Source organism: Alishewanella longhuensis (assembly GCF_014653435.1).
In the GTDB taxonomy this organism is placed as follows: domain Bacteria; phylum Pseudomonadota; class Gammaproteobacteria; order Enterobacterales; family Alteromonadaceae; genus Alishewanella; species Alishewanella longhuensis.
Map to the genome: position 1 here is coordinate 122,856 of NZ_BNAO01000005.1, position 12,145 is coordinate 135,000.

At 47.5% G+C, this 12,145-nt stretch carries 9 protein-coding genes and 1 pseudogene; 5 read left to right on the forward strand and 5 right to left on the reverse strand.

All coding sequences use genetic code 11. The annotated features are described in order from the left end of the window. Nucleotides 1-115: 115 nt before the first annotated feature. Nucleotides 116-835 (forward strand): annotated as a pseudogene (locus IE163_RS11515) (pseudouridine synthase); the annotation flags it as partial. Nucleotides 836-1,139: 304 nt separating this feature from the next. Then, on the forward strand, nucleotides 1,140-3,323 hold the full coding sequence (locus IE163_RS11520; RefSeq protein ID WP_189433123.1) for a TonB-dependent hemoglobin/transferrin/lactoferrin family receptor: 2,184 nt from the start codon (nucleotides 1,140-1,142) through the stop codon (nucleotides 3,321-3,323). A 38-nt stretch (nucleotides 3,324-3,361) separates the two neighbouring features. On the opposite strand, the gene IE163_RS11525 is transcribed toward IE163_RS11520, so the two are convergent. Genes IE163_RS11525 through IE163_RS11540 form a run of 4 tightly spaced genes read right to left on the reverse strand, consistent with a single transcriptional unit; the run spans nucleotide 3,362 to nucleotide 7,754 of the window. Then, nucleotides 3,362-4,525, reverse strand: coding sequence for an FAD:protein FMN transferase (locus tag IE163_RS11525; protein WP_229833541.1), 1,164 nt, complete (start codon nucleotides 4,523-4,525; stop codon nucleotides 3,362-3,364). A 5-nt stretch (nucleotides 4,526-4,530) separates the two neighbouring features. Continuing rightward, nucleotides 4,531-5,202: a response regulator transcription factor gene (locus IE163_RS11530; protein WP_189433124.1), complete on the reverse strand. Its 672-nt coding sequence runs from the start codon at nucleotides 5,200-5,202 to the stop codon at nucleotides 4,531-4,533. Then, nucleotides 5,195-6,262: a DUF4118 domain-containing protein gene (locus tag IE163_RS11535; RefSeq protein WP_189433125.1), complete on the reverse strand. Its 1,068-nt coding sequence runs from the start codon at nucleotides 6,260-6,262 to the stop codon at nucleotides 5,195-5,197. The genes IE163_RS11530 and IE163_RS11535 overlap by 8 nt, the downstream gene beginning before the upstream one ends. A 10-nt stretch (nucleotides 6,263-6,272) precedes the next feature. Continuing rightward, entirely contained in the window at nucleotides 6,273-7,754 is a 1,482-nt protein-coding gene (locus tag IE163_RS11540; protein WP_229833542.1) for a TrkH family potassium uptake protein, read from the reverse strand. A gap of 184 nt (nucleotides 7,755-7,938) precedes the next feature. On the opposite strand from IE163_RS11540, the gene IE163_RS11545 reads away from it, so the two are divergent. Both IE163_RS11545 and IE163_RS11550 read left to right on the forward strand, forming a co-directional pair. Continuing rightward, entirely contained in the window at nucleotides 7,939-8,592 is a 654-nt protein-coding gene (locus IE163_RS11545) for a potassium channel family protein (RefSeq protein ID WP_189433126.1), read from the forward strand. A 1-nt stretch (nucleotide 8,593) separates the two neighbouring features. Beyond that, a complete protein-coding gene (locus tag IE163_RS11550) occupies nucleotides 8,594-9,961 on the forward strand; it encodes a TrkH family potassium uptake protein (RefSeq protein WP_189433127.1) in 1,368 nt (455 codons plus the stop codon). A 45-nt stretch (nucleotides 9,962-10,006) separates the two neighbouring features. On the opposite strand, the gene IE163_RS11555 is transcribed toward IE163_RS11550, so the two are convergent. Further along, complete coding sequence (locus IE163_RS11555) at nucleotides 10,007-10,996, reverse strand: ChaN family lipoprotein (RefSeq protein ID WP_189433128.1); 990 nt, start codon at nucleotides 10,994-10,996, stop codon at nucleotides 10,007-10,009. Nucleotides 10,997-11,363: 367 nt separating this feature from the next. Here IE163_RS11555 and IE163_RS11560 point away from each other — a divergent pair, with 367 nt between their 5' ends. Further along, nucleotides 11,364-12,143, forward strand: coding sequence for a heme/hemin ABC transporter substrate-binding protein (locus tag IE163_RS11560; protein ID WP_189433129.1), 780 nt, complete (start codon nucleotides 11,364-11,366; stop codon nucleotides 12,141-12,143). Nucleotides 12,144-12,145: the final 2 nt, after the last annotated feature.

The following is a 12,145-nucleotide window of genomic DNA, read 5'->3' on the forward strand; positions in this document are numbered from 1 at the left end:
TGGTACCGATATGCCACCCCAAACAACACCCTTGCTTAACAAACCTTGCCCTAACGCCGCTGGCCACTTACACTATTGCCCCCTGAGTACCTAGCCAACATTGACCAAGGCCACCATGACTGAACCTAACTTAACCCGCTTAAACAAATTTATCAGTGATACGGGCTTTTGCTCCAGACGTGAAGCCGATACCTATATAGCCAATGGTGAAGTCACGGTAAATGGCCAACCGGCGCAAATGGGCCTAAAGGTCAGCGAACAGGATAAGGTGCTAGTAAAGGGGCAGCCACTACGCAGCAAACCGAAGCGGGTGTATCTGGCTTATCATAAACCGGTAGGCATCACCTGCACCACCGAGCGGCATATTCAGGGCAATATTATTGATGCGGTAAAGTACCCAGAGCGGATTTTTCCGATTGGCCGCTTAGATAAACCGTCAGAAGGTCTGATTTTTCTGACCAATGATGGCGATATCGTCAATAAAGTACTGCGGGCAGGCAATGCACATGAGAAAGAGTACGTAGTAACGGTAAACAAACCTATCTCTGAACAGTTTATCCGCAAAATGAGCCAGGGTGTGCCCATTTTAAATACCGTTACCCTGCCTTGCGTGGTGACTCAGGTATCACGTAATACCTTTAAAATTATCTTAACGCAGGGCCTTAACCGGCAAATTCGCCGCATGGCCGAATACTGTGGCTACGAGGTCGTTAAGTTAAAACGTACCCGTATTATGCATATCCGCTTGGCCGAGTTAAAACCGGGAAAGTGGCGGCTGCTGGATAATATAGAAATTAAAATGTTAGAGCAGCTAGTGCAGGACTCAAGCAAAACAACGATGACGGCAACTTCCCAGGATGACTTTGAAGAATAACATTTAGCAGCGGTAGCGCTTACCCGCCAATCCCAATCTAACTATCTATAAATAACGGTAAGCGCGTTAGCATAAAAACGCCATAAGGCCTAGTCACAGCTTCACGGCGCTAAGGCGCCGCGGCCCACGTAAAACTCCTCCCGGTTTATTGAGACAAACAGCACCTTTGGCGGCACGCTAAACTCATCAAATGATAATGATTATCATTGACTATCGCATTTAATGATCGTAGCATGCCGCTCTATTTAACTAACAGGAGTGTGTTATGAGTCTTCCCCGCCTGAGCCTGCTTGCCAGTGCTATCGCCCTGTCTTTTAGCCAAACACTTTTCGCTAATCATGCAATTGAAGTAGAAAACCTTGAAGTTATTGTCGTAAGCGGTAATCGCACCGAGCAACCGTTAAAAGATGTGGCTGGTAGCATCGCAGTGCAAGCTGCGGAAGAGCTGGAACTACAACAAGTTACCGATTTTAGCCAACTGTTCCGTTACGATCCTTCTATTCAGGTGACCGGCAGTGTCGGTGGCGCGCAGAATTTTTTAGTGCGCGGCATGGGCGGCAACCGGGTACTGTTGATTAAAGACGGGATGCGGGTCAATGAAGGTTATGGTGCTAATGGCTTAAACGATATTATCGGCCGCGGCTTTTTGGACACTGCCACCTTAAAACAAGTGGAAGTAGCCAAAGGCGCTAACTCTTCGTTATATGGCTCAGATGCCCTGGCTGGCATAGTGGTCTTTACCACTAAAGATCCTGTGGACTACTTGAAAGACAGCGCAGATTTTGGCGGCAGCTTTACTGCTGGCTACGCCGACTTATCCAGCCAGTATCATGGTGGTGTAACCCTGGCACAGCGTATTAATAACAACTTCAGCCATATGTTAAGTGGTACCTTACGCCGCGGCGAAGAGCAACAAAACCATGCCAGCAGCTTAGAACCCTTTGATATCGACTCAGATAGCGTTTTATATAAAGCCGTGTATCAGCTAAATAGTACCGATAAACTCAGCTTTAGCGCCGATTTTTATCAGCAGGATACCGCTGGCGAACGGGCTAATGGTTTACTGGCCTATTTCCGTAGCTTAGCCCAGTATGGCTATAATATTGTTGCCGAATCGAATGACAGCAAAAAGAAAAACCAATCGCTGCGGTTCAATTATCGCTCAGAAGCCGAGACTCCGCTGTTTAATTACTTAGATCTCAGCCTATATAGCAATAACAGCAAACAAACCGATGTGGAATACGGCAAGCTGGATATTAATGCACCGATGTTCAATACCTTCCAAATCCGCCATATGTGGCAAAACAATCTGTATGAACAAAATACTCACGGCTTGTTATTGAGTGCCGCTAAAGAACTTAATGCGCAACATCAGCTGGCCTATGGCCTCGATATTGAAAAAACCGATACCCAGCGCAGTCAGTACGAATATCGTACTGTTGAAGGTGTTAGCAATCCACTACGGGATGACGTTACTCATAAATTTCCGAAGAACGATATCTTACGCTATGGTGTTTACCTAAACGACACCATCAAGCTGGCCGATCGCCGTTGGCGTATCACCCCAGGTCTTCGCTATGATCGCTTTGATATGGATCCAAATGGTGCCTTAAAATTAGATGGCAGCGCCTTTGAGAAAATAACAGACGACAAGGTTTCTTTTAATCTTGGCACCCTGTATCAATTAACCGATAGCCTGAATGCGTATGCGCAATATGGTCAGGGTTTTAAAGTACCCGCCTACGACTTAGCCTATATCGAACACGATCTGCAGCCTACCGCCAGCTATCGCTATACCATAGTACCCAATAGCGACTTAAAACCAGAAACCAGCCATACCTATGAGCTGGGTATGCGTGGCCAGTTAAATCAGCTGAGCTTTAGTACAGCCGTGTTCTATAATCGTTTTACCGACTTTTTGGAAGTAGCCTTAATCGATAGCAAAACGGTGCTAAACGGTCAGGGACAGTTTCAGTATCAGCATGATACCTTCCACTATCAAAACGTAGACAAGGTCACCATTAAAGGCGCGGAGTTAAGTCTCGATTATGCCGTTAATGCCAGTTGGAGCCTATTGGCTGCGGTGTCTTATCAATACGGTAAAAACGAGCAAAGCAAAGACTATATTAACTCGATCAGCCCACTCTCTGGCAGCACGGGCATTAGCTTTGCAGGTGAAAAACTGCAATCACAGTTGATGGCCAGCTGGGCAAAACGCATGACGAAAGTGAACGAGGGCACCAGACAAAGCCCAGGCTATTTCACACTAGATTGGCTAAACAGCTATCAGGTAACGACAGACTGGAAACTGCATCTGGCCGTGCATAACCTGCTGAATAAAGAATATGTGCGCTATAACAGTATTGCCGGTCATGCCGTTGATAGTGATTTACGTGCCTACACCCAGCCAGGTCGTAATCTGGGTATCAGTACCAGCTATCAGTTTTAAGCCTTACACTGCCCGGCAACGGGCAGTACTTTCAAGTATCAAGGCTGCAAAGGGAGAAAAGTTATATTTTCCTTAACCAGTTGCTGCAACGCTAACGATGGGTATTCTTTTAGCTGCATAGCAGGCGCTTGGCTTGGTGTTTTCAGATCATGTTGTAGTACGGCCTCGTCTTGTTCTATAAAAAATGCCGCCAGATTATATTGCTCGGCGACTTTTAATCCTTCAGTTGCGCCAAGGCAAAGTAGTGCCGTAGACCAGGCATCTGCTTCAGTCAGATCATCATGAAACAACGTCACAGATACCGTGTTGTGCGTAACAGGGGCGCCAGTTCGGGCATCCAGGATATGGCTATAACGAATACCATTTTGATCATAATAATGGCGATAAGTACCAGACGTCATAATAGCTAAAGGTTCATTCTGGTTGATCTGCACCAATTTGTGCAAACGCTGATTTCCGGGTAAAGGCCTTTCAATGCCAATACGCCAATTGCTGCCATCGGGTTTATGGCCAGCAGTTTCTAATTCACCACCAATTTCTATAAGATAATTTTTTATGCCATTGGCTCTAGCTATTTCTACCAGTCGCTGCACGGAGTAACCTTGCGCAATAGAAGATAAATCTAACCTGACAGCATCGGTTTGCTTTTGCAAAGTTGTCTGGTTGATTATGCTGATCTGTTGCATGCCCAAATCTGTTCGCTTTGCCGCAAGCACTGCAGACTCTGGTACCGTTAAAGCGGCGTCCCGGAAGCCCCACAAGCGAAATAACGATGCTATAGTTAAATCGTAACAGCCGTTAGTCGCTGCACTGATCTGCTTGGCAATTTGTACCAGTTCAACGATCTCAGTACCCACCTCCATTACAGCATGAGCATTCAGCGCATTAAATTGCTCAATCACTGAATCATCGCGATAATTTGACATTAACAGATCGATACGCACCAGCTCTTCCTCTATGGCGCGTTGCAAGGCAGCACGATCGGTATGCTGCTCCAGCCAGAAACTTACGTTATAACTTGCCCCCTGAGCTTTACCAGAAAAATGCTGCACCAACGGAGCTTGTTGGCAAGCGGCAAGCAACAGCACGCCAGCACCGATAAAGTATCTGGCTGAATTGGAAATGAAGCGACAGCTTAACTGCGCAGCGAAACAACGCATCTTGCCAAGAGATCCCAACCTAGCCATCAAAGCTTTCACCATCGTCACTACACCTTTAACCGATAACCCACACCGGGTTCTGTTTTTAGAAAAGTAGGCGCCGCTGGGTTGTCTTCCAACTTTTGCCGCAATTGCGCCATATGTACCCGCACGTATTCTGGCCGGTCGATATAGGCCTTCCCCCAAACCTGACTCAATACAAAATTATGCGTAAGTACCTGATCAACATGCCGCATTAACAACAGCAATAACTGAAACTCGGTTTTAGTCAGATGCACCTCCGCACCGGCCTTAATAACACGATGCAATACCGGGTCCAGTTGTACTTCACCAAACGCAAATACTTGAGCCTGATGCTGAGTTTTACGCAAATTAGCCCGAACTCTGGCCATTAACTCATTCGCACTAAAGGGCTTAGTAACATAATCATTCGCACCATTATCCAGTGCCTGTACTTTATCCTGCTCGCCATGACGCGCTGAGATCACAATAACCGGCACCTCAGTCCATTGCCTTATCTGTTGCAGCCAGCTTTGCCCATCTAGATCGGCCAGGCCTAAGTCTAAAAGCACCAAATCAACGCGTTGCGACACCAAATGCTGCATAGCAAGCAGCCCTTCACTAAAGCTCACCACCGGATGCTGATGCGTTTTTAGCAAGGTGACTAAAAAGCTTTGCATGGCCGGATCATCTTCCAGCACTAAGATCGTTTCAGCCATGTTGTTCCTTATTATTTGTAAGCGGCCAGCATAAGCTGGCTATTACCTGCGGACCACTCGCGGGCTGCTGCAAGGTAAATTGTCCCCGATGTAATTGCATTACCGCCTGACAAATAGGAATGCCCAAGCCTGTGCCAGCATCAGAAGCCATTTTACGTTTCGTTTGTATCGCATTAACCACTTGGAGCACCTGCTGACCTTGTTGCTGAAAATAGCGGATCTCAATAGGCTCAGTGCCGTGACGTAAGGCATTTTCCAGCATATTGGAGAGTGCAATTTCCAATAGCGTTAAGTCGCCCGAGCAGCTTAGTCGCACAGGCAACTGCATTAACCATGGGTGTTGGCTAAGCAAAGCGGCTCGCCGGGCTATAGCCCCAGAGACAACTTCACCTGGGGTAGCACTTTGCCATGCCAGTTCACCCTGCATTTGCTGTACCCGGCTAAGTTCCATTACTTTGGTAAAGTGTTCATTAAGCAATTGACTTTGCTGATATATATTACCAGCTTGCTGATGAATATCTTCTGCACTTAACGTAAGGCTGCGATCAGCTAATAAGCTGGATGCCCCCATAATAGTGGCGAGTGGTGTACGTAAATCATGCGAGATGGATCTTAACATCATCGCCCGGCTATGCTCTAACTCTGCCGTAAAGCGCGCCTGACGACTGCTATTAAGCAAGTGCTGTCGCTGACGAAAATGCTTGTGCGTGCGCGCCAGTTGTAACCTTAGCCGCCCTGATAAGCGGGCAATAAAAATACCCAGTAACAGCATTACGGCAAAGGTAGTAAGATAATCGACCTGATGAATGTATAAGGTGTAATAGGGTTCAACAAAAAACCAATCAAACAACAAAACACTGATTAGGGTGCAGATCACCGCCGCTCGCTGTCCTTCTTTCTGGGCAACAAAGGTTACCCAAAGCAGTTGCAACATAGCGACATCAGAGGGCGTTAACCAGTCTCTGGCGGGAAGTAATACCAATACAAATAGTACAGGGGCTACCAGGGTAGGAAGGATCCAGCGCAAACGTTTGCCATCGAATTTTATCATGGGCAACATAGTCACTCCCTTAGTTACGCCAATACATTGGGCTAAATAACAGCAGTAGCGTTAATATTTCCAAACGCCCTGCTAACATGCCAACACTTAACCACCATTTAGCGCCGTTTGGTAAACTGGCAAAGTTACCCGCTGGCCCTACTGTATCGCCAAGCCCTGGCCCCACATTGCTAACCGCAGTAGCAGCACTACTGAGAGCAGTAACAAAATCCAGTTCATACATAGCCAGCACCATGGCTAAGGCAGCGATGGTAGCAAAATAAATAAAACAAAAGGCTAAAACCGCCCCCAATAATTCATCATCGACTTTTTTACTGCCATAACGCTGCGTCCACACCGCTTTGGGATGAATAAGGATTTTTAACTGTTTTAGGAGTAAAAAACTGGCAAGCTGGGTACGAAACACTTTTAAACCACCCGAGGTTGAGCCAGAGCAGCCGCCACTAAAGGTCAGATAAAAGAACAGCACAAAAGCAAAGTTCCCCCAAAGGGTATAATCTTCAGAAGCGTAACCGCAGGTTGTCACTACTGAAATCACATTAAACAGGCTATGGGTTAAGGCACTAAACCAATCCCGCTCATTATGCCAGTGTTGATATAAGGTTAGCCAGATAACAGTAATGGCAATAACCCAACAAAAGGCCCGTACTTGCGGATCTTTTATTAAAATCCAACGATCGCCCCGCAACATCCCGACATAGAGCACAAAGGGTAACGCCGCCAAAAACATCCACAAGCTGCTTAGCCAGAGTAACCAGGGTTTGTCATTAAAAAAACCAAAAGAGGCATCGTAGTTAGCAAAGCCGCCGGTCGCTACTGAAGTCATACCATGTGTTACGGCGTCAAAGCCACTCATCCCCCCAAGGTAGTAACTGCTCATTGCCAGAGCCGTTAGCAATAAATAAACTAATAGAATAGACGAGGACAAGCTGCTACTTCTGGGCAAAATTTTCTCAGAAATATCGGAGTTTTCGGTTTTAAACAGTTTCATGCCACCAATTTTCAGTACCGGCAAAATGGCTATTGCCATTACAATAATACCAATACCGCCAATCCACTGTAACATGGCGCGCCAAAACAACACCCCTTTGGGTAACTGTTCCAAATTACTTAGTACTGTGGAGCCTGTTGTTGTAACCGCAGAAACCGTTTCAAACCAGGCATCTGTTAAACTTATCTCTGGTAAACTCAGGTAAAGTGGAATGGCTGCGAAAAAGCACAATAACAGCCAGCACAAGGTTGTTAGTAAAAACAAATAACGTTTTTTGATCTGAGCGGCAGGCCCGCTTTTTCCCTGCAATATGGCTGCTGTTAACGCGGTAATTACAGCCGAGATTAAAAATTGCCAGAACACCTTATCTTGCAGCCCAAAACTAACCACAGCGGTACTCAGTTGTACCAATGCCAGCATAAACAACAACCCGGCCAGCACTTTATAAAAAAACTGCCGGTTAGCGTGTGGGCTGGCCGGCGTTAACTGACGGTATTCCACTATAACGTCCGCTCTACCAAAATACGTAGACCAAGCTTACCCAAAAGACGGCGGCCGGGTTATCAAGCTTTTCTTAAATTTAGACAGCCAGATATAAAGTTTTTATAAAGATTGGCTTATCTTTGCTGACAAAGCCTGCAGATGCGCCTTTAATAGCCGCGACTTGCGTTTAAGGAGCGTTGTTATGGCACAGTTTGCCGTTATTGGTTTAGGTCGTTTTGGTTCAACTGCCTCATTAGAGCTGTTGCGGCTTGGTCATCAGGTATTAGGCGTAGATGCCGATGCCAAGTATATTAATCGATTGGCTGACAAACTCAGTTATGCAGTGATTGCCGATGCTACTGATGAACAAGCCCTCGCCGAGCTGGATTTACTGCGCTATGAAGCGGTATTAGTGGCAACAGGAGAAAACCTCGAGGCCAGTATTTTATGTGTGCTGCACTTAAAAAACTTAGGGGTACAGCAAATCTGGGTAAAAGCCACCTCGAAATCGCATCACACCATCTTATCCCGCCTTGGTGTCAGCCGCATTATTCACCCGGAAGAAGAAATGGGTATAAAAGTGGCGCAAGCGTTGAATTACCCGATGGTAAACCAGTATCTGACGCTCGGGAATAACCAGTACCTGGTTGAAATTGCGCTGATTGCGCGGCTCGATGGTATAACGCTTAGCGACCTACTGGGTGACGCCACTCACTTTACCAAAGCGGTTTTAGTCAAGCGGCGAGAGCAACTGTTTTCTCCGGTCGCAGAGAATTTTGTCCTTAAAAGTGGTGATAGTTTGGTATTGGCTGGCACCTTATCCATTCTGAAAACACTCGCGCCACGGCTGGTTTAACATGAAAAATTGGTTACCCGAAAACCTGCCGTATGTACGGTTACCCACGGCTAAGGTTAGCCGGATCAGTTTAAGCCCACCTGCGGTACTAGCCTTTGGCTTTTTGGGGCTTATTTTGCTTGGCACCCTGCTGTTGCTACTGCCTTTTGCCACAACAGCGCCGATCACGCTGTTACAGGCACTCTTTACCGCCACCTCTGCCGTGACGGTCACCGGCTTAGTGGTGGTAGACACTGGCAGCCAGTTTAGTCAGTTTGGGCAAATGGTAATTGCGTTATTAATCCAGGCTGGCGGTTTGGGTTTTATGACTTTTGCGGTAGTGGCGGCCATCAGTCTTGGCGCCAAAATTGGCTTATCGCAACAAAAAATCGCGCAAGAAGCGCTTGGACAAACCTCACTGGCGCAAGTTACCACCATTGCTAAAGCGGTATTGCTTTATGCTCTGGTGATTGAGCTTATTGGCGTATTGTTGCTAACGCTAACCTGGTGGTCAGAACTGGGTTTTGCCAACGCTCTTTATCATGGCTTTTTTTACACTATTTCAGCCTTTAATAATGCCGGCTTTGCCCTTAGCAGCGATAGTCTGATGCCTTATGCAGGCAGTATTCCGGTAAACCTGATTATCACCAGCTTATTTGTTATCGGCGGTATCGGCTTTATCGTATTGATTGATGTGAAAAAACACCAGCGCTGGCAGTTACTTAGCACCAACACTAAAGTTATTTTACTGGCAACGTTGCTGATTAACCTCTGTGCTTTTAGCCTTATTTGGCTGTTAGAGGCCAATAATCCCGCGACCTTGCAACAGTTGTCCATTAAAGATCAGGTCTTAGCCGCCTGGTTTCAGGCAGTTACCCCCAGAACCGCCGGTTTTAATACCCTGGATTACAGCAGTATGACCGATGCCAGTAATATTCTAACCCTATTATTGATGTTTATTGGTGGCGGTTCACTTAGTACCGCCAGCGGTATTAAGCTTGGCACCTTTGTCATTTTATTGATGGCCACCTATGCCTTTTTACGCCGCCGCGACGAAGTGACCGTATTTAAACGCACTGTGCCTACCCCGCTGGTATTAAAAGCACTGGCGCTGGCATTGGTGTCGCTGATTGCTATTTTTATCAGTATTTTTTTACTGACCATTACTGAGCAAGCACCACTGTTAGATGTCGCCTTTGAAGTGGTGTCGGCACTGGGTACTGTCGGCTTATCTCGGGGGCTAACCGGCGAGCTAAGTACCTTTGGCCAGCTATTGATTATTGTGCTGATGATTACCGGCCGGCTTGGCCCGCTAACACTGGCTTATTTTCTGGCCACACCAAAGCGCAAGCGGATCCGCTATGCCGATACCCGTATTCAGGTGGGCTAGGTAACCAATTTAAACAGCTACCCCATTGGCAGCTGTTTAAATTTATTAGGACTTTAACTGAGCACAATAATCCATTGCCGGTATAGCGGGCACAAACCAAATCAGATCCGCGACGGCGGACGCTGGCGCATCTGCCGTTAATGCCTTTGGCAAATAATCTTGGGGATTGGTACTTTCAGTCACACTGACCAGTAAGATACTTAGTACCGGCTGTTCCTCTAACCATAGTGGTACGCCGATATCTTTACGTACATGCTGGCCACCGGCAATCAGTACATTTACTTTGTTACTTTGCTTATTAGCCAGCATTTGCCTGGCCATTTGCTGATCGCGGGCAATTTGCATTCTGGCGGCGGGTCTGGCCCGTTCGGCAGTAAACATGCCGCAATGGCTCTTTACAATTAACTCAGCTAAATAGCCAGTATGCTCGGCCGAATATTCGGTGACCGAGCCGGTATTTTGCCGCAAAGCCGTTTTTTCGCTATCATTGTAATCTGCTGCGACAACTCGAACGGCATGATCTAGCGCAAAACGTACCTGTGCCTGATAGTTTGCAAAAGGCCAGCCGCGCTCGGGCCAGTTTAAGGCTTCAGGAGAGCTTTGCGCGCCCTGTGTTAATTGTGCATCCAAGGCCGCTTGTTGTTCGGTATTCAGCATTTCCATGGCAACGGCCCCTAAGCGCTGCTCTGCCGCTAGTTGCTGTAATACCCAAAGCTGTAATTGATGATGATCGGGATGATCGTGTTGCTCTCCCAGCAATAACCAACTGCCCGCCGGCAACCCGGCTAACACCGCGCGGGCAGAGACCTGCTGCGCCGAACTTACCTGATAAAGCGTTCCAACCAGAGGATGCTCTTGCCGCTCAGGCGCTTGCCAAGGCGGCATCGCAACTGCAGCAGAGGTTTGCGCCTGTCCGTTAAGCAGAGACGGCGCCTGAGCCACTTGACTACACCCTGTTGCCGCCAGCAGCATAACACCGGCAAGTACGGCCAGCTTTAGGCGTGCAGATTTCAGGCGGCGAGATTGTTTATACATATTTTGCTCCAAACGATGATTTAGGTTAAGTGATATCTTCAGGTTAAATAACACCTGGTGTTAAGTCACCTCTGCCAAGGGCTGGCACATAAAACAGCGCTCTTGTTATTACCACATCTATCAACGTACCGGAGTCATCTGGACAAACTGGTCAGACCGGTACCGGAGTTGCGGGATAAGTGCAGCTTGCCCTTGGTGCAGACACAGCGCTAGCTTAAAACGCACAACAAAACATTGCAAATAAGAATTATTTCTATTATCATCCGCAAATGTTTTGTTGTGAGCTTGTATTGTTATGTGTAGCCCGCTTTACCGCTTTTTATCAAGATCATGCACGCCCCTGTTACTACTCACGCTAGTTGCAACTTTGCCAATCCAGGCCAAAGAGCAACTAGCCAGTGCCGGCGGCACCCTCACCGATATTATCTTTGCACTGGGTGCCGACGATAAACTGGTGGCGGTAGACACTTCCAGCACTAGCCCGGCAGCTGCCGCCAGCAAAGCCAGCATTGGCTATTACCGTAGCTTATCAGCCGAAGCAGTGATTGCGACTGGCGCCAATAGTTTGTGGGCATTGGAAGGCAGCGGGCCAGAAGCCACGCTAACCCAGTTAGCCAATACCGGTATTAAGGTGCAACGTTTTAGCAAGCCGCGGGATTTAGCCGAGTTTTATCAATTTATTACCCGGCTTGGGCAACAACTTGATAAAAGCGCCGCAGCCGATGCACTTGTTAGCCAAATTAAACAAAGCTTGCCCGAGCTACCGGCAAGCGCCACGCCTGCCAGTGCACTTTTTATCCTGCAAGCCTCCAGCCGCGGCATTATCGTGGCTGGTAATGGCACTGTACCGGCGCTGCTGTTTAGCCACAGTGCTATTCAAAATCTGGCCAGTCATAGCGGCTTTAAGCCCATCTCTGCCGAGTTTTTAATGCTCAATCAGCCGGATTTACTGGTAGTGCCCGATCATGTGGCGCAAAGTGCCGGCGGCCTCAGTGCATTTTGTCAATTGCCTGAACTGCGCATGTTACAAGCTGCCAAAGAATGCCGGGTGTTAGTGATGGACTCTCTGTTATCGATGGGGATGACCAGTCGGATTGGTGAAGCGGTGCAGCAGTTATATCAATTTCGTCAACAAACCGTACGATAACG

Excerpts from the sequence above, each read along its gene's own strand:
- IE163_RS11525 (WP_229833541.1), bottom strand. The coding sequence starts at position 4,525 with ATGGTGAAAGCTTTGATGGCTAGGTTGGGATCTCTTGGCAAGATGCGT.
- IE163_RS11530 (WP_189433124.1), bottom strand. The coding sequence starts at position 5,202 with ATGGCTGAAACGATCTTAGTGCTGGAAGATGATCCGGCCATGCAAAGC.
- IE163_RS11550 (WP_189433127.1), top strand. The coding sequence starts at position 8,594 with ATGAAAAATTGGTTACCCGAAAACCTGCCGTATGTACGGTTACCCACG.
- IE163_RS11520 (WP_189433123.1), top strand. The coding sequence starts at position 1,140 with ATGAGTCTTCCCCGCCTGAGCCTGCTTGCCAGTGCTATCGCCCTGTCT.
- IE163_RS11545 (WP_189433126.1), top strand. The coding sequence starts at position 7,939 with ATGGCACAGTTTGCCGTTATTGGTTTAGGTCGTTTTGGTTCAACTGCC.
- IE163_RS11555 (WP_189433128.1), bottom strand. The coding sequence starts at position 10,996 with ATGTATAAACAATCTCGCCGCCTGAAATCTGCACGCCTAAAGCTGGCC.
- IE163_RS11535 (WP_189433125.1), bottom strand. The coding sequence starts at position 6,262 with ATGTTGCCCATGATAAAATTCGATGGCAAACGTTTGCGCTGGATCCTT.